This is a genomic window from Bacteroides timonensis (genome assembly GCF_000513195.1).
Taxonomy (GTDB): Bacteria; Bacteroidota; Bacteroidia; order Bacteroidales; family Bacteroidaceae; genus Bacteroides; species Bacteroides timonensis.
Genome location: NZ_CBVI010000091.1, coordinates 81,112 through 104,400, shown reverse-complemented (window position 1 = coordinate 104,400; position 23,289 = coordinate 81,112). Strand labels below are relative to the sequence as shown.

Genomic DNA, 23,289 nt, shown 5'->3' with positions numbered 1-23,289 from the left:
ATATGAAAAATAGAATTGTAATATCACTGCTTGCCGGGACCCTGGCATTGGGAGCATGCAATCTGGATGAGACTCCTTACGGGTTCTATTCTGAAGATAATTTCTTCAAGACGGCAGCCGATGCAGAGGCCGCAGTTATGTATGCGTACGGCACGCTGAACTACCTGGAATATTCCAGAACCATTTTCTTTTTGGGTGATATGGCAAGTGAAACCATGACGACCAAGTCGGATGCAAGTGCCGACAATCAGGACCTGAATAACTGGAAAGTGGGTAACTTTAAAACAAACGGTTCGTTGGAGAATTTCTTCAAGTATGCCTTCATCGGTGTGAACCGTGCCAATGCCGTCATTAAAAAAGTGCCGGATGCAGGCTTCAGCCAAGAACAAAAAGACCTTTTTCTGGGTGAGGCTTATTTCCTCCGCGCCTGGAATTACTTTAACCTGGTGCGTAACTTCGGCCTTGTTCCTTTGCATAAATCAGTAGTGGAAACGGTGGATCAGACTTCAACCGCGCTTGCACCTGATATGGATGCCATGTACGACCTGATTCTTTCGGATTGTCGTCGGGCCGCAGAGTTACTGCCTGTTTATGAAACTCCTAAGATAGGGCGTGCCGACCGGGTGGCTGCGCAGGCCTTGGCTGCAAAGGCATACTTGTATGTGGCGTCTGCTAAAGAACATGGGGTGAAACTCTATCGTGACATGCACCGCGATGCAACAGTCATGTACGACAGTGCAGCATATTTTGCAGGTGAAGTGATTGAAAAGCAGTCGGTATATGGCCTCGAGAGCTCGCTGCTTGATATTTATGACGTTGAGAAAGCACGTGGCAAAGAACATATTTTTATCATGGCGATGGACCGGAGCGGTTCTTCCGAAGGGCAATACTCTAAAATATCCAAGATGTTTATTCCTTATATAGACGGAGCCACTCTGTATCTGAAACAGGGGGACAAGGATGAGTATATCCCCACTCATGACGGTTGGGGCGAATATCAGACCACGGTTGCTTTTTATAATACTTTTGATGCAAATGATAAGCGTAAAACAGAGCTTATTGTTGATAAAGTCTACAAGGCAGATGGTACGCTGCTGGGAGAATATCCCGGAAAGATTCCTTATCCGTTCTGTCGCAAATATATAGACCCGAAGTTTGAGGGTGAAAAGACCAGTACCCGGCCTTTCCTGCTCCGTTTCTCTGATGTGGCGCTTATTTATGCAGAGGCGGCAGGTCCTACGGCTAAGGCTTATGAACTGGTAAACTTCATTCGTAGCCGTGCCGGTTTGGGAGATATGAAACCGAATCTGGGGAAAGATGAATTCCGCAGGGAAATACTGAAAGAGAGAACTTTTGAACTTGCCTTTGAAGGCGATCATGTATATGATTTGCGCCGATGGAACCGGATTACGACGGATGTTCCCGAGGCGGCCGGGCTTTCGGAAGATCAGGTGACTTTCTATCCGATACCGCAGGCTGAAATAAATTTGAATGGAAGTCTCAGACCTTAAAAAGAAGTAAGATTATGGTAAAACTAACGAAATACATTTTGCTTGCCTGCATTGTGTTGACCCAGCAGGCATGTGTGAAAGATTTGCAGGACGACATCAATGATGGTGGCTGGAATCATGAGCGCACCATATTGGATATACAATTTGAAAATCAGATGGGGACCGCCCTTATTGAGACTGTGGATGCTGTTACGGGAGATATAAACCTGGCTATCAATGTTGATGCCGTACCCGATTTGTCGAACATCAGACTGAAAAAGCTACAACTCTCCTATCAGGCGGAAGCTTCCTTACAGGTGGGAGATGCCTTGAATTTTGAGAATGATTCGAGGAGTGCGTCAATCACTGTTACTTCCACTACCGGAGAGACACGTAATTATACGATTACCGTATCCGAATTTACGGAAACTCTTGTAGGCACTTGGGATGTAAAGAAGCTGACTGTCTACGGTGGTACCGGGCCGGAGTTTGGTGGAGGCGCCGTGATGCAATTAACAGATAAGCCTTGGTGCTGGTCGGAAACGTATGGTCCGCAGGCTGAGTGCGACAATGTGCTTACCTTTACAATGACCGGAGTGACGGATGAGGGTAATACAAGCGGTATCTGTATCAATGATGCGGGAGCCGATGGAAAATATGCTGATTTCATCTTCCTGGGCGACGGTAACAAAGAGAATCCCGGTGTAGATATCGACCTGAAGAAGTTCTATCGCCAGATTCCTGAAGGTGAAAGTACATGGGTACGCGATTATGCAGCGAATACGATTACCTTTACAGATAAAGAGGGCCGGAAGACTACTGGTTCTTTAGTGGCTGCCGGAACAGAAGACTTGGGTAACGGATTGAGCATGACTATCGATCGGAATGCCTTTGCCTTCAATCTGAGTGGTACGGATGACTGGACGAATATTTACAGTGACTATGACAAGTTTGTCAAGAAAGTGCGCCGTTACTGGATCTCTGTCTCCAAACGTTGATATATCTTATGAAACGGTTTGCTATACTCTCTGTTTTCTTTCTGTGGGGCGGCTATGCCGCTTCACAGACTGTTGTTTCTGTAGATACGAAACAGATTATCAATGAAGGTTACATCGGTAACGGTGCTCAGTGGGACCCTTATCAATTGGATTACGGAAAAGGACGTTTGGATATTTCCGAGGCCGACTGGAAGAAGATGTATGACCGTCTGGACTTTATGCGCCCTCAGTTTATACGTGTCATGACCAACACTACATCGGTAATGCAGGATGGAATTCTTTATCCCGAACGTGGCTTGGAGCATTTGTCTCATATATTGGATTACTGCCAATCGCGTGATGTGACAGTAATGTTCGGTGATTGGGGTGGGGGAATGGTAGATGCCCGGAAAGAGGTGATCCGTGAAAAGAATCTTTCCGCTGCTGCCGAATATGTTCGTTTTCTGATAGAGGAAAAAGGATATTCCTGTATCAAATACTACAATCTGGTGAATGAGCCGAATGGCTACTGGTCTTCAACGGACGGAAAATATTCCCTTTGGGCACGTGCCATCCGCTTCTTCTACGGAGAATTGCAAAAGAACAAACTTGCAGGTAAACTTTCGGTTGTGGGGCCTGATGCTGCAATCTGGACGGCTGATGAGGCCTGGTGGGTGGATAGTTGTGCTACGCATCTGAAAGATGAGATTGGACTTTATGATATCCATACCTATCCTTCTAAAATAACGGTGAACAGCGGGGAGTATACTGACATTATCCGTGCCTATAAACAAGCTGTTCCGGCAGGTCGGAAAATCGTGATGGGTGAGATTGGATTTAAGTTTGTGGAACCCGCCGATTCTGTTTATCAGCGTGAAAACCTCCGTAGGGCAGCGGCAAAGCCTTATGCTTCGATGGATGATTCTCAAATGTTTGTTTATGATTTCATGTACGGTACTGACATGGCAGATGCTCTTTTCCAAACAGTAAATGCAGGATATTCCGGTTCGGTGGTGTGGATGCTCGATGATGCCATGCATGCGAAAGAAGCACCTGATAAACTGAAGGTATGGGGATTTTGGAATATCTTTGGCGAAGAGTATTTCGGTACAGAAGAAGAGGAAGTGCGTCCCTGGTTTTATGCCTGGTCGTTGCTGACGCGCTATATGCCTGCCGGTTCGCGTGCTTATAAGGTTGAGGTGGAAGGAGACAAGTCTCTTAAGGCGATTGCTGTGGAAAAAGACGGTAAATATATGATTGCCGTGGTCAATGTTTCCAGGGAAGAGAAATCTGTATTACTTAAAAGTACTTCTCTCCCCGTATTGAAAGGTGTGAAACAGTACTTGTATGCCGAGGGCCGATTACAGAAAGAAGGTGATTGCCGATTATTACCCCATCGCCAAGGGGTGACATTGCGCCCGGCCAAAGGCGAAGCATTCCAAATGCCCGGAGAGTCTCTGGTGGTATATACGAATTTCGATTATTAATTGATAACCGTTCATAATAAGATTATGATGAAGATAAATATGATTTTAAGTTGTATGCTGTTATGGCTCGTATCAGCTTGCACCTCGCAAGAAGTGGTGGAGATTACGGTCTCACCGGAAGTGACGAATGCCGGATATATCGGCAATGGTGCCGAGTGGGATCCCTATGATGAGGCTGAAGCTTGGGGTGCTTCTGTCTCTGATAAAGACTGGGAAACACTCTGCAAACGACTCGACTTTATGAAGCCGCAGTATATACGTTGCATGATAAACAGCCCCTATCGCTATTATGATTCTGCAACAGGCATGTATGATAAAACACGGAATATAGCTTCCATTTCCCGACTCCTGAAGTATTGCACCGAGCGGGGGATAACCGTCATGTACGGTGAATACAATCCGCCTGCCTGGGATATGAAGCAGGATCAGAAATGGGTGGATATGTCCGTTGACTATCTTAATTACCTGGTGAATGACCTTGGTTTCTCTTGCATCAAGTATTTTGTAATCTTCAACGAGCCTGATGGAAACTGGGCATCTACCAATGGTGATTATGAAATGTGGAAACGAATGCTTTTCCGTTTTCACCGGAAGATGAAAGAGTATCCCGGGCTGACGGAAAAGGTGATGCTTGCAGGGCCGGATGTAGTAGCCGATTACAAGAATGAGGCTTCTGCCTATGATGCCGAGGGGTGGGTGAAACAAGCGGCACTGGATGCTGACTCCATTATCGGATTGTACGATGTCCATGCTTATCCGGGTCAGAATGAAGTGCGTACCGGGCAATATCCTGAAATTCTTTCCCGCTATAAACGTCATGTTCCCGAGGGGAAAAAGATTGTTTTAGGTGAGGCCGGTTATAAGTATTGGCGTGATGCTGATTCTTTGTTGATGGCAGAATATAACCGCCGGGTCGAAGGGCATCCTTTCACTAAAGGGAGTGACTGCAATATGCTCTGTTACGATTATTTCTATGGTCTCGATATGCCGTTGCTTGCCATGGAAGTGATGAACGGAGGATATTCGGGTATGGCTGTGTGGATGCTGGATGATGCGATGCATAGCAGCGGAGATTCCGGAAAGACGGAAGATGTTAAGATATGGGGCATGTGGAATATTCTGGGAGAGGAAGTCTTTAATAAACCCGATGAAGAACAGATACGGCCCTGGTTCTATACCTGGTCGCTGATGTGTCGCTATTTTCCTGCCGGAACGGATATATTGCATACTGCTGTAGCTTCGGAAGATAAAGATGTCTATGTGGTGGCAGGTACTTACCAGGGCAAATTGACGGTGGCCATGGTGAATGTGGGAGAGAAAGATAAATCTGTGCAGCTCACTTTATCCCGTCCGATGGAGAATGCCTCCCTTTATAAGTATGAGGAAAATCTTCAACCCAAGGATGCCGATGGATTTCCTGTTCCCCAGGAAACGGGACTTCATTTGAAAGGAACGTATAAAACGACCTTGAAGGCACAGACGTTCCAGTTATTAACTGATATTCAATAATAAGATAGTTATGAAAAAAGTATATATGGCAATTTTTATTGCCTTGTTGGGCTGTTCGTCCTGTTCTAAAGATAATGATGAGCCTGCACCCGAACCGCCGGGTACCGAAACTGTAGAACTGAGCATGGTAGATAAAAGTGCAACAGCCGAAACTAAGGCCTTGTATGCCCGTCTATGGGATATACAGCAAACCGGATTCATGTTCGGACACCATGATGATTTGTTCTATGGCCGTAAATGGTATGATGTTTCGGGCAATTCTGATACGAAGGAGGTATGCGGAGATTATCCGGCTATATTCAGTGTAGATTTTGCGGAGATTATGGATGATCGCTGCGAGGGGAATGAGGCTAATGCTATTCGCAAACGCTGTATTCTTGAGGCACGTCGTCGTGGGGAGGTAATTATTGCATGCTGCCACCTGAATAATCCTTTGACCGGAGGTGATTCGTGGGATAATTCGAGTGCCGAAGTCGTACGTAGGATTCTTGAAGACGGGAGTGCCGTACAGGCTAAGTTTAAGACCTGGCTTGATCGCCTGGCTACATTTGCCGGTGAATTGAAAGATGATCAGGGGAAGCCGATTCCTGTTATTTTCCGTCCTTTCCATGAGCATACACAGACTTGGTCGTGGTGGGGGAAAAGTTGCACTACGGAGGCGGAGTTTATCGGTCTCTGGAAGTTTACAGTCAATTATCTTCGTGATACAAAAGGTATACACCAGTTTATCTATGCCATTTCCCCGCAGATGGATTCCGTGAAGCGTGAAGAGGACTTCCTTTTCCGTTGGCCGGGTGATGAGTATGTAGATTTTATAGGTATGGATTGTTACCACGGTTTGAATCCTGCCACTTTCTCTTCCAATCTAAAGACTATTTCCGAATTATCGAAGAAAAAGAAGAAGCCTTGCGGAGTGACGGAAACCGGTGTCGAAGGATTTACTGATAAGGATTATTGGAGTAAGCAGATACTTACTCCTGCAACTGGGCGCAAAGTCAGCATGATTGTGATGTGGCGCAATAAGTTTGTCGGAGGCAACGAATCGGATATGCATTATTTCTCTGTATTCAAGGGGCATGCTTCTGAGGCGGATTTCATTAAGTTCCATGCTAATGAGCTTACTTTCTTCAGTAGCGATCTGCCGGACATGTATCAGATGCCTGAGAATGTGGAGGTGAAATAAGTTTCCCAATCATCATCACCTGAATACGGGTGATGATGATTGGGAAGCCAGGAAAAAACTGATCGATGCAGAATATGCGAATGGAAAATATGAGTGGATTAGTATTCGTCGCTCAGGGAAATAACTTTTAATTGTTTTTCAAATGCAGGCTGCGGTAAATCGGTATAGACATTCACTTTCACAGAACCGCCGGGCAATATATCAAAGTAATTGTCGCTGAATGAACTGTCCACATCGCCGATGGTTATGAATACGGCACGGGCGAAGTTGTCGCTGTTGAGAGTCAGTTCGAAACCGCCTTCAATGGACTCTATGCTCGAAGTGATAGCAGTTTTGGGATAGTTCACTTCTTTCTGTTTCACGAGGAAGTAGTTATTGGCATAACTGTTTGTCCCTTTGTCGGTCAGCAGGACGGCATGAACGAATACATCTTCTTTAGGTGTATTTTTTAAGGCTTCACCCAAAGGAACCGAGAATACCGTCTGGCTACTGTTGGCGTCTATTTTTATATTTCGTTTGAAACTGCTCACTTTCTCTCCTGTCAGTTTCATTACTTCTACCTGGAGCGTGCCGTTACAGGATTTGAGGCGGTCGGAAACCACCTGGATGTTCAATACTCCGTCTTCGTCGGTTATGGGAGAAACAAGAATATCACGGTAAGCCTTGCGGGCAAAGTAATGCTGCGCTTTCCAGCGACCGTAGTAGTCGCGGCTTGCCCAGGAAGCCACGGGCCAGCAGTCGTTGTGTTGCCAGAAGAGAGTTCCCATACAGTAGGGCATATCCCGGCGGTGTGCCTCGATGGCTGTTTTGATGGCATCTCCTTGCAGTACGTGGTTCATGTAGAGGAAGGCTTCGAAGTTTTTGGGTGTGCGATATTCGTTCAGCAGATAAGTCTCAATCAGTTGGTTGGCGTGCATGCCTCCGCGCTGATGGGACATCATGACTTCCGAATAGATATCCCAGTCCTCTTCACAGGGAGCGTAGCGCTTCACGGATTCAAATTCGGGGAAGGATTGGAAGCCATATTCGCTGAAAAAACGGCTTCGTTCTTTGTTGTACGTCTCGATGGGCTTTTTACCATGCCACACATCCCAGTAGTGGCGGTCGCCGTTGTGGTCATCGCTGCCACCGTCTTCACGGGCGAACGGGGAAGAAGGCCAATAGAAACTTTCGGGTGCGTATTCCTTCACAACTTCGGGAAGGGTGACATAATACTGATCGGTGAACTGTTTCCAGATCTTCTTTTCATACTCCGGATTCTGCGCCTTGTATCGTTTCTGCCAGCCCCAGTTGAACCAGGCGTCATTACATTCGTTGTTTCCACACCAGAGGGCGATACAGGCATGGTTACGCAGACGTTTCACATTGTCGATGGCTTCCTGGCGGATATTCTCCAGTAATTCCCCTTCAGCGGGGTAGAGGCTGCATGCAAACATGAAATCTTGCCAGACAAGGATGCCGTAGCGGTCGCAGAGTTCATAGAACAGGTCATTCTCATAAATGCCGCCGCCCCAGATGCGAAGCATGTTCATGTTGACATTGGCGGCGTCAAGGATTGTCTTTTCGTACAGTTCCGGTGTGACGCGTGGCAGGAAGTTGTCTTGCGGAATGTAGTTGGCTCCTTTGGCAAAGACGGGGACTCCGTTCAGTTCCACATAGAACGTCTTTCCATCCTTGTCCGGGCGGTTGATGATCTTCAGCGAGCGGATACCCACTTTTGTGCTCTGAATGTCGGATGTTTCGTTATTGATGGTAAGTGCGGTACGGAAGTCATATAAATGCTGCTCACCCAGTCCGTTACTCCACCACAATCGGGGATTCCGGATGATAAACGGAAGGGAAATCTTATTGTTTCCTTTGTGGAGGGAAACGGTTTTGCCTGCCATTACTCTGCCGGAAGCGGCATCAGTCACCGTAAAGGTGGCTTCGTCTATTTCTTTGTCCGATTGAACTTCTATTTCTCCCACGATGGATGCACGGCTTTTACTGACTTCCTGCTGACGGATGAAGACATCGCTGAGTCGGGCGTTATCCCATGCTTCAATGTATACAGGACGCCAAATGCCGGAGGTCACTAAGCGAGGTCCCCAGTCCCAACCGTAATGATAACCGGCTTTGCGGGCAAATACACTGACTTTCTTGTCGAATAATCCACCGTTTTCGGACTGGTCGTTACTGGCTTCGTAGTGGTAGGGCAGTGCATCCCATTTGGGGATGTCCACCTTGATGGGAGAATGGAAATAGATTTTCAGGATATTTTCTCCGGGTTTCAGTTCCGCCTTTATGTCTGTTTTCCATTCGCGGAACATGTTGTTGGTCTCCAGTATTTTCTTTTCGTTCAGATATACGTCTGCATAAGTGTCGAGTCCTTTGAATACGAGGTCGATGTTCTGCCTCTCCATTATTTCGGGAGTCAGTTGGAAGGAGGTCTGGTAGATCCAGTCTTCCTTGTCTATCCACTGCATGCCGCGTTCGTTGAGGCGGAAGAAGGGATCTTCGATGATTTTGTTGTTAATTAAGTCGGTGTGCACCACTCCGGGAACGGTGGCGGGATACCAGTTACTGAGCCGGGCCTGTTTGAATTGCCAGCCTTCGTTCAGCTCTTTCCGGAGAGGAACGGCTATCAGCAGGGCGCTGCACAAGAGTGATGAGGTCAGTAGTGACGCTCGCTTCATGTTCAAATTCGGTTTTTTCATGACTGTTAGTTATTGAGTTATGTTGAATGTCGCTTTTAATCCTTCCCGGCTGTTGCCTCCTATCCACAAATCAAACTTTCCGGGCTCTACACAATAGTCCATCGCATAGTTCCAGAAGGATAGCAGCTTTACCGGTATCTCCATCCGTATGTGCCGTGTCTCTCCGGCTTTCAGGTGGATACGTTCAAAAGCAGCCAGTTCCTTTACCGGCCGGGTTACGGATGCCGCCAGGTCGCGGAAATAGAGTTGCGCTATTTCGGTGCCGTCCGTCTTGCCGGTATTAGTTAGGTCAAAGGTAATGATAATTACTTCATTCCGGGTATATTGAGTGGAAGATAATTGCAGATTACTGTATGCAAATGTTGTATAGGATAAGCCATATCCGAATGGGAATAGGGGATCTTTGCCTGCATCCAGATAGAAAGAGGTGTTCCCCAAAGAAGTTTGTTCGGCACCCACAGGGATGTTGAAGATATTCTTTTCATTTCCGCTTGCCGGTCGTCCGGTGCTGGTGTGGTTGTAGTAAATGGGGATTTGTCCGGTTTCCTTTGGGAAGGTTACGGGTAATTTACCGGAAGGTACAACCTTGCCGAAAAGAAGGTTTGCCAATGCAGGGCCGCCCATTGTTCCCGGATGGAAAGCATAGAGCAGGGCGTCCGAGATATTCACTTCCTGTCCGATGGTAAGCGGTCGCCCTGCCATGACTACTGTAACCAGTGGTTTTCCCGTTTCGGACAAACGGTGCAGTAACCCGGATTGCGCCCCTTGCAAATTCAGGTTGGCAAGGCAATGCGCCTCACCGGAAAGTATGGCTTCTTCGCCTACGAAAGCAAGAATAAGATCCGCCTCCCGGGCTAATTCCACTACTTTATTGAATTGGCTGGTGACCGTATCGCGTGAATAGTTCAATCCCGGGGCATATAGCACTTCGATGCTGTCACCACTTATCCGGCGCAATGCTTGTAGAGGCGTTTGCGAGTATGAGGCATCACCGTCAAACACCCAGGTGCCTAATTGCTCATGGGGTGCGTCCGCCAATGGCCCGGTTACGAGAATTGTCTTTATGCTGCTCTGAATGGGTAAAGTTCCCCTTTCGTTCTTTAATAAAACAGCCGATTGTTCGGCCGCTGTCTGCGCTGCTTCCAGGAAATCCGGGCGATAGAATGTCTCTTTTCTTTGGTCGGCAATGTATGGATGTTCGAATAATCCTAGCCGGAACTTCAATCGCAGGATGTTTCTTATCGCATTGTCGATAGTTTCCATGGAAACTTTCCCCTCTTTTATTAATTGAGGGAGATGCTTGATATAGGTTTCGCTCACCATCTCTATATCGGTCCCCGCATTTGTGGCTTTCAGTGCCGCTTCCTTCTCGTCCTCGCAGAATCCGTGGCGGATCATTTCGGAGACAGATGCCCAGTCCGATATTACCGTGCCCCGGTAATTCCACTCATTGCGGAGCACATCCTTCAACAGGAAAGGATTGGCTGAAGAGGGGATGCCGTCATTGTCGTTGAATGCCGTCATCAGGGTGGCTGCTCCGGCATTGACGGCTGCTTCGAAAGGCCGGAGATAAAGGTTGCGGAATTGGCGTTCGGTGATGTAGGTGGAGTTGTAATCTCTACCTCCTTCCGAAGCACCATATCCGGCAAAGTGTTTGGCGCAGGCAGCAATGGAGGTCGGGTGGTTTAGGCTACTTCCCTGAAAACCTTTTATCGCTGCAACGCCCATTTGAGAGACGAGAAGCGGGTCTTCTCCGAATCCTTCGGCTATACGTCCCCAGCGGGGATCATGAGTGATATCTATCATGGGGGCGAATGTCCATCTTATTCCTGCGGCGGAAGCTTCGGTCGCGGCAATCCGGGCACCGGTTTCCGCAATCTCCGGATTGAAACTGGCGGCTTGTCCCAAAGGTATAGGGAAGATGGTTTTGAATCCATGTATCACGTCTCTGGCGTTGATAAGCGGAATACCGAGGCGGGAGTCTTCTACGGCAATGCGTTGTACTTCATTGAAGATGTTTGGGTCGGTTATGCTCATCACGGAGCCTACTCTGCCCTTGCGTGTTTCGGCTTTAAGGTATGGGAAGTTCTCACAGTGCAATTGGTTCATTTGCCCTATCTTCTCTTCCAGTGTCATCTTTCCGAGGAGTGCCTCGATGCGCTTTTCTGTCTCCTTATCTGATTTATAATCAGTGGAATAATAGATGGATAGATGAAGCAAGAGGAAGGCTGAAGTTACATAATAAAGAATGTGTCTGAACATATCGGCATGTACGTTTAAAGGTTTATTATTCTGTGTGCAAATGTACAGAACATGCCTTTTCCGATATGATTAGATTTTGCTGTTTAATGATACTATCTTGAACTTTCGGATATTATCGGACAAATGTTTATAATGAAACGTGGAACCGGAAACAGTCGTTACTTCATCCTGATTCAGTCGTTACTTCATCCTATTTCAGTCGTTACCTTAAATCATTTCAGTCGTTGCCTTTATATATCCAATCTTATTCCGTTGATTATCAGATATTAATGACACCCTCTTTGGGGATATTCTTTTATTGATAAATATGTACAAACAATCTTCACCGGCATTGCTGGAACACATTGCCGGTGAAGGAAGGTTTGTGATTGTAAGCTTAGAGATATGGGATAATCGTAATATAAATACCCGTAATAATAGCCGAAGTGATAACCCCGGAAATATTCGCTCCCAAGGCATCTCCCAGAATAAACGAGTCCGGATTATCTTTGCTCACCAGCTTCTGAGCCACTTTAGCCGTAGTGGGTACACAACTGACGGCGGCAATTCCGATCACCGGATTATAATTTCCCTTCTTGATAAAGTACATGATGTATCCACCCATGATGCCACCGATACCGGAAAGCAATAATGCCACTATACCCAATACCAGCAGTTTCAGAATTTTCGGATCGAGTAACAAGTGCGCGTCACAAAGCACACCCAGCAATACGCCCAGCATAAATGTAGAACCGTAAAGCAGCGGACCACTGACGAAATCATAGATATGCTTCATACCCGATTCACGTACAGCCACTCCCAGGAAGAGGGAGAAGAACAGCGGTGAAGCTACCGGGAACAGGAAACACAGCACCGCACACAGTACAGCCGAGAATGCCAGTTTCACTTTGGCATCATAATTCTTGGGAGCTTTCTTTGAAGTCATCTTGATGGCACGCAGACGTTTCGGAACCAGGAGTTTCACCAGATACGGGTAGCCGCCATAGGTCAGTCCGAGATACAGGTAAGCCACTACGGTGATAGGCACAAACAAATGTTTGGCAAGAGCCAGTGACGTGAATAGAACCATAGGACCGTCTGCACCGCCTACCATGGCTACGGAAGCACTTTCCTGCAAGGTCAGTCCCAGAGCCGAAGCTACGGGGATAGTCAGGAAAGTACCCAGTTCGGCGCATAGAGCCAGGAAAAGACTGACGAAAGGTTTCTGCAACAGAAAGCCTACATCCAGCAATGTGCCTATACCCATAAACACAAAGCAAGCTATCAATCCGTTGCTGAAGGTGAGCGTATAGACAGGTTGCAGAAAGTCTATCTGCATCGTATTCATCAGGTCGTCCGTGTCCGAAAGCATCGGGTCGAGAAAGAGGTTGCCCAATGTGCCGTCCGGCATGAAAAGTGTTCCGCAATTGATGGCGACCATACCCAGTCCCATCGGAATCATTACCATAGGTTCGAGCACTCCTTTCCAGCCCAGATATATAAGCAGCAAACCTAAAAGGATTAAAAATACACGGGCTGACGCAAGCAGGTAGCCACTTTCCATCATCGTTCCAAAACCTTGGAACAGGGTCGCGAAATCTATATTTTCCATACTATTTCTTATTTGGTCTTATCGGCTGATTTGCCGGAGTGTTTTTTGTTTTTTTGATATAACATCTCTTCTTGTTGATTCAGGTACATCATGTGTGTATCTTCGGGGTAGTAATAATCTACCAGGTTCGTTTTGGAGACTCCGGTGCTTACCCCGTGGTAATATCCGTGATAGTCGGTAAGTTCCCGGTTTACTCCCCGGCTGAACTCTTCGCGTTTGTCATCGAGAAGTCCGTTATCTTCCATGGGGATGTCCCGTATCATGAGTTCTACCTTCTGGCGCAGTTTGCGCAGACGTCGCAGGCGAAGCAGTTCTTTCTGGTGTGAGCTGTAGAAGTCGAATGAGTCGGCGGCAACGGCAATCATTTTGATGATGAAGGCCACGAAGAAGCCGATCACGAATGTAAGCCCCATCATTTCGAGGGTGGCTATTAATAAATCGAGCATAGTTATCGCATTAATTTAGAAGTGAATAAACAATAGACTGACCAAAGACACGCCAATGGCATACCTCCGGAAAATGGTTGGTAATAAGTAAGGTGGCGGTTTAAATCAGAATATGTTTCAGCTCGTAGACGTAGTACCCGTAAGAATAACGGATAGCGCTGGGAGTGAAAGAAAGACTGGCATTCTGTTCCACCCGTAAATGGGTGGAAAATATACGTTGCATCTGTTCTGCAGATGGATGGATCTTTAGTTTCAGCAGTTTCGAGGGAGCACTGGCCTGATTGTAGAAATTCTCCTGGAAAAGGATGCCATTGATTTTACGCTCATTATTTTCATCGTTGAAGAAGGGGCGGTGGGCAATGGTCGAGAAGTAATCGGTTGACATTGAAATGAAACACCCTGTTTGGACAGGAGTGACGGAATCATCCGCCGAGGCTTCGGTAAGCATCCGAAGTGCCGGCTGTTCCTCTTGCAGAATGACGGACATTCCTAATGCGAGGCACATGAATAAGAATATATAGTGCAGATGTTTCATCGTAGCGTCCGCAAACATAACAAATATCTTTGTGTAATGTTGTGTTCCCCTTCAAGAAAATTTTGTTAAATAGAGAACGGTTTCTTTGCGCATGTTCTGCAAATGTGTATATTTGGAATAATATATCTAAATATATCGTAAACCACAATAACTCAAATTCCTATGAGTAGTAACATATTTCTGATTATCGCCGTAGTCACAACTGGTATTTTTGTGATACAGTTTATCCTTTCCATCTTCTTCGGAGACATTGATGCGGATGTAGACGTGGATGCCGACATCAGCAGCATGGTGTCTTTTAAGGGACTGACGCATTTCGGTATCGGTTTCGGCTGGTACATGTATCTGATTGGAAATACTGACATTCAGAGTTATGCCGTTGCCATTCTGATTGGTCTGTTTTTCGTATTTGCCGTGTGGTTTCTCTATAAGAAAGCCTATCAGTTGCAGCAGGTGAATAAGACGGAAAAGACGGAACAGCTTGTAGGGCGCGAATGTACCATCTACTTTAAACAGGGGGATGGCAGATATACCGTACAGGTGAGTCGCGATGGAGCCATGCGCGAGATAGATGTAATATCGGAAGGAACCAAGTCTTATCAGACGGGCGACAAAACCATGATTACGACCTACAGGGAAGGAACACTGTATATTCAATAAAAACGAAACTCAAAAACATAGATTTATGACACAAGAAATGATGATTATGGCCGCCATACTCGTGGCGGTTATTTTGCTTACCTTCATTGGTATCCTTTCCCGTTACCGGAAATGTAAAAGTGACGAAGTACTGGTAGTATATGGTAAAACGGGCGGTGACAAGAAGTCCGCTAAGTTGTATCATGGTGGTGCCGCGTTTGTATGGCCGATTATTCAGGGCTATGAATTCCTGTCTATGAAGCCGATGCAGATAGACTGTAAGTTGACCGGTGCCCTGTCTGCCCAGAATATCCGTGTGGATGTGCCGACTACGATTACCGTAGCCATCAGTACCGATGCGGAGGTAATGCAAAACGCCGCCGAACGTATGTTGGGACTGACAATAGATGATAAGCAGAACCTGATTACGGATGTTGTGTACGGTCAGATGCGTTTGGTCATTGCCGATATGACGATTGAAGAACTGAACTCCGACCGTGATAAGTTCCTTTCCAAAGTAAAAGATAACATCGATACGGAACTCCGTAAATTCGGTTTATATCTGATGAACATCAATATCAGTGATATCCGTGATGCCGCCAATTATATTGTCAACTTGGGTAAGGAAGCTGAAAGTAAGGCGTTGAATGAGGCTCAGGCAAATATAGAAGAACAGGAGAAACTGGGTGCCATCAAGATTGCTAACCAGATAAAGGAGCGTGAAACGAAAGTGGCCGAAACACGCAAAGACCAGGATATCGCCATTGCCGAGACGAAGAAGTTGCAGGAGATCTCTGTGGCTAATGCGGATAAGGATAGAATCTCACAGGTAGCCATTGCCAATGCTGAAAAAGAATCACAGGTGGCAAAGGCGGAAGCCGAAAAGAATATCAAAATTGAACAGGCCAACACCGAGAAGGAAAGCCGCATCGCCGAACTGAACTCCGACATGGAAATCAAACAGGCAGAAGCCGGAAAGAAAGCAGCTATCGGACGAAATGAAGCTCAGAAAGCTGTGGCACAGTCTGACGCTGAACTGGCTGTGACTCGCGCTAATGCTGACAAGCAGGCCGGTGAAGCTGAAGCACGTTCGGAAGCTGCCGTGCAGACTGCCCGTGAAATAGCACAGAAGGAAGTGGAAGAAGCTAAAGCACGCAAGGTGGAGTCTTCTTTGAAGGCAGAAAAGATTGTGCCTGCTGAGGTTGCAAAACAGGAAGCCATTCTTCAGGCTGATGCTGTTGCCGAAAAGATTACCCGTGAGGCTGAAGCTCGTGCAAAGGCTACTCTGGCGCAGGCTGAAGCTGAAGCAAGAGCTATCCAGATGAAACTGGAGGCCGAAGCTGAAGGTAAGAAGAAGTCATTGCTTGCCGAGGCTGAAGGTTTCGAGGCCATGGTACGTGCAGCGGAATCCAACCCGGCTATCGCCATCCAGTACAAGATGGTAGATCAGTGGAAGGAAATTGCCGGAGAACAGGTGAAGGCATTCGAACACATGAACTTAGGAAACATCACTGTATTCGATGGTGGAAACGGAGGTACGAGTAACTTTTTGAGTTCATTGGTGAAGACGGTTGCTCCAAGTCTGGGTGTACTGGATAAGTTGCCTATTGGTGAGACTGTGAAGGGTATCATCCATCCGGAAGGGAAGGAAGACAAGCAGGAAACCAAGAATGAAGAACCGAAGAAAGACGAAAAGAAGAAATAATCAAATCACTTTCTCTGTCATTTAAAAAAGAAGCGAAGGATTCATTTCCCCTTGAAACAGGGGAGGAATTCTTCGCTTTTGCTTAATAAAATAGTTCAGGTCTTTATATTCCCAGTCGTTCTTTCAATAAACGGTAGCCCGTCAGACTGACCCGCAGTTTGGTCCCGTTCTTCAATAACACTTGATAAGTCTCTTTCCCGAATAATTCAACCCGGGATATTTGTGTCACGTTTACAATGGTGGAACGGTGGATACGTACAAAATTGTTTGTCGGCAGATGCCCTTCGAAATACTTCATGGTTTGTTCCTTGATGTATTCGCCTGTTGGGGTAACCAGGGTTGCGTAATCTCCGCATGCCTGGATATAGAGTAGTTCGTCCACTTTGATTATGTGTATACGTGAACCGTCCTTTACCGTAATGCGGTCAATGATTTCATCTTGTGCTTCCGGCTTTTCTTCTTCTGCTTGCGGTACTATGAATTCTTCTTCCTGTGCTTCGGGATCTTTCACTACTATCAGGTGATACCACAAAATGATAGCGATCCAGGTTGGTACGCCAAACAACAGGCGGAAAGGTATGGTAGAAGCAAAAGATATATAAGGTATTCCCGCTATTCTTACCATAATGTCACAAATCATGAAGCTGCCCGCAATCCAGAGTAATATTCCTGCTGCGACAGTGATGACCTTTGTCTGGAGTATGGATACGTAACCCACCACAAACCAGGCCAGGTATGCCAGTACTGCAAGCCATCCGATGGTCGTGATTCCGTCTATGATGGCCGGCAGCCAGTCAGCTCCGGCATATCCCCACGACAAAGTCGCCTGGATGATTGCCAGAATCAATGCCAGCGCAAGCATCGGAAACCAACGATAAGGGTAATCTATGATTGGATGTGCTCTCATAGGATTAGTCTTTAATTTCTAATCCGCCGAAGGAAATATTTCCGCGGATTATTAATGTACTTTCTTTATTAATATTCGCTCCCTGCCAACGCTTATCCTCGCATCCGCCGGCAAAAGCATTGCATTGGGGTAGAACGTTCCAGTCTGAAGGAATGTACAGTTCTATTCCACTACAGGTACAGTCGATATCGATATAAGTTTCTCCCGGTGCAAGATGTGTGTGGCGCAGATCGATGATAGTTCCCCCGAATGAAGCCCGGATGCTGGCTCCTTTGAACAATTCATCCAGTACGACATGTCGTACAGATCCAAAAGCATTGTCGGAACGCAGGTAGCCGTTTTCCGATTCGCATTGTTGCTCATTGTTTTCCATATCCATGTGTATATGTCCACCTCTTCCTTTAGTCCAGTCCCGGTAATGGCCGTTCATATGGCTTTTCATCCAGCGTTCCCTGCGGTGAGCCTTTACAAAGAACAGGATACCTGCTATAATCAGTGCAATAGGCCAGACGAAGGTTTGTGAATTCTCCGGCAACCATGACAATCCTCCGATCAGGAAGTAGGCTCCTATCAGTGTAAGGATGAGTCCGCTTATATAATGGCGGCGCGTCATTGTATAGATACCTAATACAATAAGAAGACTATTCCAGGATACCACTATGCTGAATAAGTCATATGTAATCCACCCTACGTTACGGGCAAACAGTAATATTCCGGAGATGATGAAGAGCGAAGCTATCAGTGCCTTACCTGATAAACCTGCATGAGGCGGGAAGTTTTGTTTCTTTTCCATTGTTTCTATTGTTATTGATTCATATTCCATTGTTAGGGTTTGATGGCTCAAAGGTAAGCGAATTATTCCTCTCTATATAGCCTTTCCGGCTGATTTCCGGTAGAAAAGCCGATGAGTTCCGGGTATGAATCGGTGAATTCGGGCGGTGAAATGGAACTATTTGATAAAAAAACAGCAATATTCTGCAACCAAACTTCATCTTCTTGCGTCTAATAAGTAAATGAATAATAAGAAGAACTATGAAAGTAAATTTATCCATGGATGATATCCGTACGAAAGTAGAAGAGTATATTAAGAAGGCAGGTCGCGCTACCGGTCGCCCCGTACTTACCGCTTATTATGTAATGACTGCCGATACGACTCCCGATAGTGAGCGGACCAATATAATGCTTGCTTTGGTGGCCATTGTGTTTCCTACCAGTATAGAGGATGTTCTGGGACAGCTCTTTATGGTGGGTAAAGGATTTGCTGCTGTTTATGCTTATAAAAAGGTGAAGAAATATATCACACCACAGATAAAGGATAAGGTAGAGGCAAAGCTCGATGAGTGGTTCCATGATAATGTGACGGAGGTGGAGCCGCTTTATCTGGAATAACTGTTTCTTATTTTCAATAGGTATAAAAAGGGCATCTGAGCGAATCGGATACCCTTTTTATATCTGTTTCGTTTTCTCCTCCATTGCCTGCCAATACCTATTATTTATATTCAGAGTTTGACAATCAAATAATTATTCCTCATGTTGTATAATCCGATTCTTCTGCGTGGCTTTTTCTTCCAATTTCTTCTTGGTTTGCAGTTCTGCCAATGTCTGATTAATGAGTTCTAACTGCATCCGCGTATCATCGTTAATATCTTTATAATCGGCAAACACTTCTTCTATGTGGTTTTTCAACTTTTTCATTTGCTGTTCTAATTGTCCAACTCTGTTTATTTGTGGAACTGCTGTAATCAGTTGTCGCATGGCAACAAAAGCACGTACAATCAGAACATTTGTCTGAATGGCAATATTGCTTTTTAGTACGCTTGAAAGCATTACTACTCCATGCTCTGTAAGAGTCAGTGGCATAGCGGATTTAGGTCGTTTTATTCGTGATGTCATCACAAATTGTGATGAGATGGAGTTCTATTCTTCTAATGTAAATTGAAATATAAAGTCTTTAGGAAAGCGTTCTATGATATTTAAAACTTTTCCATTGAGAGTGATTGTTTCTGATCCGCTATATTGCTAGGTGTCATTATCATAGTAGTAGGTGGAAATAGAATATTGGTTTTCTCCCACTTTCTTTATTTCCATTTTTATACGTCTTGTCACTTCGCTGTTTGTCCTGTTGGACTTCTGCTTTAATTGTTAGCATTTTAAGTAGCTCATTTGGGGTCAACAATAGGTCAACAATTGGCTAATTTGAGACTAAAACCACTAAAGCAACAGACCCTTAATCAGAGGTCTCCATAAAGAAGAAAAAGGCTGTATTCCCTTAGGAATCAGCCTTTTTCTTCGTGGACCAGCCTGGGCTTGAACCAGGGACCTCCAGATTATGAGTCTGTTGCTCTAACCAACTGAGCTACAAGTCCGGTGTTATCCTCATCGGATAGCGGGCACAAAAATAGTATATTCAGTTGAAATATGCAAACCTTTCGGGCAAAATATACTGTTTATTGCTTTGTTTTTAGAACTTATACGTACGTTTGGGGTTCTTAGGGAACCAACCTTTCTTTACGCGGTCTTCTTGTTCAAAGACCTCCTTGATGGTCCAGAACGAAGAGAAAGCAAATACGCCTAAGAGGGACGCAATCAAGATATTCTCTACGCAAAGCGACGCCACAACGCCCCCGATGCCCAATACAAGAAAAATCCACCAGCACTTGGTACCCCAATAATACTCGGCTTTCACTACCACAGGATGAAATAATCCGATGATAAGAAATGTACAAATGCCGATGAACAGTCCCGAAAGATGATATTCGTTTAAGAATTCCATAAATTATCTGTTATTTCTCCGGGCAAATAGGAATTTCCTTCTTGATACTTTGCTCCAGTGAAATCAACGTTTCGGTAGCGGTTACACCCGGAATTTCTTGCATTTTGTTATTCAGCAAGTCCATCAGATGCTCGTTATCGCGTGCATATACTTTCGTCAGCATCGTGTAAGGGCCCGTAGTGAAGTGGCATTCCACGATTTCCGGTATTTTCTCCATTTCGGCAACCACTGATTTGTACATGGAACCTTTCTCTAGCTTGATACCTACATATGTGCAGGTTCTGTAGCCCAGGGATTTGGGGTTCACATGATAACCGGAGCCGACAATGACGCCTAAATCTATCAAACGTTGCACACGTTGATGAATGGCAGCACGTGATACGCCACACTCAGCAGCTACATCTTTGAAAGGAATGCGGGCATTCTGAGAGATGATTTCCAGAATCTGCCGGTCAAGATTGTCTATTTTTTCCATAATATCAATTTGTGTAAGTTCTTGTTTTTATCAAATAGTAAGCAAATATAGGACTTTATTTTAATTTCTCTATAAAAAAGGAGGAAAAAATAGGGAAAGAGTAAAAAAGAAGCGGACGAAGCAGATGTTTTTGTTTACATCCGTTTCGCCCGCTAAGTCTGTACCGTTGAAGAAAAAATCTTCGGCTGATACTTATTTTTCGATGCTAACGAGCTCTACCTCGAAGATCAGGGTAGAGAACGGTTTGATCTGACCGCCGGTTTCTCTGCCACCGTAACCCAGTTCCTGCGGAATATAAAGTTCCCACTTAGAACCTACAGGCATCATTGTGAGGGCTTCTGTCCAGCCTTTGATAACTTGGTTGGCACGGAAGGTAGCAGGTTCGTTGCGCTTGTAAGAGCTGTCGAATTCAGTACCGTCAATCAAAGTACCCTTGTAGTTTACTTTCACTTTGCTGGTGTCGGCAGGAATCTCACCTGTACCTTTGGTGATGATTTTGTATTGCAGACCGCTCGGAGTAGTTACAACACCTTCTTTACCTTTGTTTTCAGCAAGGAATTTTTCACCGGCAGCTTTGTTATCAGCGTATTTAGCGGCTGAAGCTTTTTCCTTGATGGCTTCCATACCGTCGCGCATGTAAGCTGTAGCAGCTTCTTTGGTCATAACGCCAGTCTTGTCTGTGATACCTGCGATGAAACCTGCCAACAGGTTTTCACGGCTGATAGTCTGAGTAGAGTCGCCACCGAAGATTTGTTGGTTGAAGCCTTCTACCCATTGTTTGCCTACCATCTGGCCAATTTGCATACCGGTCATGTAAGCAACGTCTTTCTTGCTGGTTTTAGCAGCGCCTTCGTTGAAACCTTTGATGAATTCAGCCATCTGAGTAGTGTCAACACCTTGTTGCATCAGGTACTGAGTCAGACCTTCCGTACGAGCCATACCGATGGCGTAAGACAATGAGTCAACATCTGTTTTCAGATTTGCTTTCGGGCTTTGTGCAGTACAGGAAGCTAAACCTGCGCCTACTGCAAGAGCCATGATAAATGTTACTTTTTTCATTTTGCTTTTACTGTTTATTTTTATTTTTGGGATAATATTTCGAGTAATTCCACTTCAAAAATCAATGTGCTGTGAGGCGGTATCATTTCGCCCGCACCTTGTGCGCCATAGGCAAGATCGGAAGGAATATAAAGTTTCCACTTGGCACCTTCGGGCATCAACTGAAGCGCTTCCACCCAGCCGGGGATAACCTGGTTCACACCGAATACGGCGGGTTGTCCGCGTTTGATAGAACTGTCGAACAGGGTTCCGTCAATCAGTGTGCCTTCGTAGTGGCATTTCACTTGGTCGGTGGCTTTTGCATAAGTGCCTACCTTGCCTTCGTTGATGACTTCGTATTGCAGACCGCTTGGCAAAGTAACCACATTCGGACGTTTCTTGTTTTCTTCCAGGAACTGTACGCCTTGCTCTATGCTGGCTGCATTCATTTTCTCTTCCAGTTCTGCGAAGTATTTGTTTACTATATCGCGTGCTTCTGCGTGTGAGATGGCGGTTTTGTTTCCTTCCAGTATGTCTTTGATAGCTTGTGCAAAGTCATCTACTTCGATGCCTTTTGCACCCATACTTAATAAATTTTGACCTATTCCAAGGCCGATAGCGTAACTGAATTTATCCATATATCTTTGGGGTTGAGACTGAAAGTATTATCTCTTTCAATCAGTTGCAAAATTACAAGTCGCAAAAGTAAGTGTTTTATTTGAATGATTTATGCTTTTAGGTTTTAAATTTTCTTATATCTGTGGCAACTTCGGCAATCTTCTGTATTTTTGTAGAAAAGAAACTGCTATAATAGAAAGGAGATTTTGGTATGAAGAAGAATTTAGTGATTTTATCCGGTGCCGGTATGAGTGCCGAGAGTGGTATCAGTACGTTTCGGGACGCAGGCGGATTGTGGGACAAATATCCGGTGATGCAGGTAGCCAGTGCCGAAGGGTATGTGCGCGATCCGGAGCTGGTGATAAACTTTTATAACGAGCGCCGTAAGCAGCTGCTTGATGTGGAGCCCAATGCAGGGCACACCGGACTTGCCGAGCTGGAGAAGGACTTCAATGTGACGGTGGTTACGCAGAATGTGGATAATCTGCACGAGCGTGCCGGGAGTACGCGCATCATTCATCTGCATGGTGAACTGACGAAGGTGTGTTCCAGTCGCGACCCTTATAATCCTCGCTACGTAAAGGAGTTGAAACCGGAAGAATATGAGGTGAAGATGGGCGACAAGGCGGGCGACGGTTCGCAGTTGCGTCCGTTTATTGTTTGGTTTGGTGAGGCGGTGCCGGAGATAGAAACGGCTGTCGACTATGTGGAGAAAGCGGATGTCTTTGTGATTATAGGTACTTCGATGAATGTATATCCGGCAGCGGGACTGCTGAACTATGTGCCTCGAACGGCAGAAGTATATCTGATTGATCCGAAACCGGTGGATACGCACTCAATGAGGCAGATACATATCATTCAGAAAGGCGCTTCGGAAGGGGTGAAGGAACTGAAGAAAGAGATTCTTCGTTAACTGCCACTACTATAGCGAACTACAAGCGATACTTTTGCCGTGTTG

At 45.7% G+C, this 23,289-nt stretch carries 21 protein-coding genes and 1 tRNA gene; 9 read left to right on the top strand and 13 right to left on the bottom strand.

Features of this window, described 5'->3' with window-relative positions; all coding sequences use genetic code 11:
* Positions 1 to 2: 2 nt before the first annotated feature.
* From BN161_RS17120 to BN161_RS17100, 5 genes are read left to right on the top strand one after another with little or no spacing between them, the layout of a single operon-like run.
* The gene (locus BN161_RS17120) at positions 3 to 1,511 is read left to right on the top strand and encodes a RagB/SusD family nutrient uptake outer membrane protein (protein ID WP_044268540.1); all 1,509 of its coding nucleotides are present in this window, start codon (positions 3 to 5) and stop codon (positions 1,509 to 1,511) included.
* Positions 1,512 to 1,525: 14 nt separating this feature from the next.
* Entirely contained in the window at positions 1,526 to 2,488 is a 963-nt protein-coding gene (locus BN161_RS17115; RefSeq protein ID WP_044268538.1) for a hypothetical protein, read from the top strand.
* A gap of 8 nt (positions 2,489 to 2,496) precedes the next feature.
* Complete coding sequence (locus tag BN161_RS17110) at positions 2,497 to 3,954, top strand: hypothetical protein (RefSeq protein WP_044268635.1); 1,458 nt, start codon at positions 2,497 to 2,499, stop codon at positions 3,952 to 3,954.
* 24 nt (positions 3,955 to 3,978) lie between these two features.
* Entirely contained in the window at positions 3,979 to 5,463 is a 1,485-nt protein-coding gene (locus BN161_RS17105) for a hypothetical protein (protein WP_044268536.1), read from the top strand.
* A gap of 10 nt (positions 5,464 to 5,473) precedes the next feature.
* On the top strand, positions 5,474 to 6,646 hold the full coding sequence (locus BN161_RS17100; RefSeq protein WP_081743732.1) for a glycoside hydrolase family 26 protein: 1,173 nt from the start codon (positions 5,474 to 5,476) through the stop codon (positions 6,644 to 6,646).
* A 98-nt stretch (positions 6,647 to 6,744) separates the two neighbouring features.
* Here BN161_RS17100 and BN161_RS17095 read toward each other — a convergent pair whose 3' ends face one another.
* The 5 genes from BN161_RS17095 to BN161_RS17075 all read right to left on the bottom strand — a co-directional run bounded on the left by BN161_RS17095 (position 6,745) and on the right by BN161_RS17075 (position 14,194).
* On the bottom strand, positions 6,745 to 9,342 hold the full coding sequence (locus tag BN161_RS17095; protein ID WP_044268531.1) for a beta-mannosidase: 2,598 nt from the start codon (positions 9,340 to 9,342) through the stop codon (positions 6,745 to 6,747).
* A 9-nt stretch (positions 9,343 to 9,351) separates the two neighbouring features.
* Positions 9,352 to 11,604, bottom strand: a complete 2,253-nt coding sequence (gene bglX / locus BN161_RS17090) for a beta-glucosidase BglX (RefSeq protein WP_044268529.1) — start codon at positions 11,602 to 11,604, stop codon at positions 9,352 to 9,354.
* A gap of 376 nt (positions 11,605 to 11,980) precedes the next feature.
* Complete coding sequence (locus BN161_RS17085; RefSeq protein WP_009130245.1) at positions 11,981 to 13,195, bottom strand: sodium ion-translocating decarboxylase subunit beta; 1,215 nt, start codon at positions 13,193 to 13,195, stop codon at positions 11,981 to 11,983.
* A gap of 8 nt (positions 13,196 to 13,203) precedes the next feature.
* Positions 13,204 to 13,641, bottom strand: coding sequence for a hypothetical protein (locus BN161_RS17080; protein WP_044268524.1), 438 nt, complete (start codon positions 13,639 to 13,641; stop codon positions 13,204 to 13,206).
* 100 nt (positions 13,642 to 13,741) lie between these two features.
* On the bottom strand, positions 13,742 to 14,194 hold the full coding sequence (locus BN161_RS17075) for a hypothetical protein (RefSeq protein WP_044268521.1): 453 nt from the start codon (positions 14,192 to 14,194) through the stop codon (positions 13,742 to 13,744).
* A gap of 144 nt (positions 14,195 to 14,338) precedes the next feature.
* Between BN161_RS17075 and BN161_RS17070 the strand changes: the two genes are divergently transcribed.
* Both BN161_RS17070 and BN161_RS17065 read left to right on the top strand, forming a co-directional pair.
* Positions 14,339 to 14,836 (top strand): hypothetical protein, encoded by a 498-nt coding sequence (locus BN161_RS17070; protein WP_044268518.1) that lies wholly within the window; start codon positions 14,339 to 14,341, stop codon positions 14,834 to 14,836.
* A 25-nt stretch (positions 14,837 to 14,861) separates the two neighbouring features.
* Positions 14,862 to 16,520 (top strand): flotillin family protein, encoded by a 1,659-nt coding sequence (locus tag BN161_RS17065; protein ID WP_044268515.1) that lies wholly within the window; start codon positions 14,862 to 14,864, stop codon positions 16,518 to 16,520.
* A gap of 103 nt (positions 16,521 to 16,623) precedes the next feature.
* Here the strand turns inward: BN161_RS17065 and BN161_RS17060 are convergent, their stop codons facing one another.
* Both BN161_RS17060 and BN161_RS17055 read right to left on the bottom strand, forming a co-directional pair.
* Entirely contained in the window at positions 16,624 to 17,427 is an 804-nt protein-coding gene (locus BN161_RS17060; RefSeq protein WP_044268511.1) for a LytTR family DNA-binding domain-containing protein, read from the bottom strand.
* Positions 17,428 to 17,431: 4 nt separating this feature from the next.
* Positions 17,432 to 18,220 carry a LiaF transmembrane domain-containing protein gene (locus BN161_RS17055; protein WP_044268630.1) on the bottom strand — a complete coding sequence of 263 codons (789 nt, stop codon included), beginning with the start codon at positions 18,218 to 18,220 and terminating at the stop codon, positions 17,432 to 17,434.
* A 239-nt stretch (positions 18,221 to 18,459) separates the two neighbouring features.
* Between BN161_RS17055 and BN161_RS17050 the strand changes: the two genes are divergently transcribed.
* Positions 18,460 to 18,816: a hypothetical protein gene (locus BN161_RS17050; protein WP_022392981.1), complete on the top strand. Its 357-nt coding sequence runs from the start codon at positions 18,460 to 18,462 to the stop codon at positions 18,814 to 18,816.
* 132 nt (positions 18,817 to 18,948) lie between these two features.
* Here the strand turns inward: BN161_RS17050 and BN161_RS17045 are convergent, their stop codons facing one another.
* From BN161_RS17045 to BN161_RS17020, 6 genes are all read right to left on the bottom strand, one after another.
* Complete coding sequence (locus BN161_RS17045) at positions 18,949 to 19,320, bottom strand: hypothetical protein (RefSeq protein ID WP_244436534.1); 372 nt, start codon at positions 19,318 to 19,320, stop codon at positions 18,949 to 18,951.
* Positions 19,321 to 19,719: 399 nt separating this feature from the next.
* Positions 19,720 to 19,793: transfer RNA gene (locus BN161_RS17040), tRNA-Ile, on the bottom strand.
* Positions 19,794 to 19,888: 95 nt separating this feature from the next.
* On the bottom strand, positions 19,889 to 20,200 hold the full coding sequence (locus tag BN161_RS17035; RefSeq protein ID WP_007211684.1) for a DUF4491 family protein: 312 nt from the start codon (positions 20,198 to 20,200) through the stop codon (positions 19,889 to 19,891).
* Positions 20,201 to 20,210: 10 nt separating this feature from the next.
* Positions 20,211 to 20,675: an Lrp/AsnC family transcriptional regulator gene (locus BN161_RS17030; protein ID WP_007211685.1), complete on the bottom strand. Its 465-nt coding sequence runs from the start codon at positions 20,673 to 20,675 to the stop codon at positions 20,211 to 20,213.
* Between the two features lie 192 nt (positions 20,676 to 20,867).
* Complete coding sequence (locus tag BN161_RS17025; RefSeq protein ID WP_044268509.1) at positions 20,868 to 21,734, bottom strand: FKBP-type peptidyl-prolyl cis-trans isomerase; 867 nt, start codon at positions 21,732 to 21,734, stop codon at positions 20,868 to 20,870.
* Positions 21,735 to 21,754: 20 nt separating this feature from the next.
* Positions 21,755 to 22,351 (bottom strand): FKBP-type peptidyl-prolyl cis-trans isomerase, encoded by a 597-nt coding sequence (locus BN161_RS17020; protein ID WP_007211687.1) that lies wholly within the window; start codon positions 22,349 to 22,351, stop codon positions 21,755 to 21,757.
* 191 nt (positions 22,352 to 22,542) lie between these two features.
* Here BN161_RS17020 and BN161_RS17015 point away from each other — a divergent pair, with 191 nt between their 5' ends.
* Positions 22,543 to 23,244, top strand: a complete 702-nt coding sequence (locus BN161_RS17015; protein ID WP_044268508.1) for an SIR2 family NAD-dependent protein deacylase — start codon at positions 22,543 to 22,545, stop codon at positions 23,242 to 23,244.
* The last annotated feature ends 45 nt before the right edge of the window (positions 23,245 to 23,289 follow it).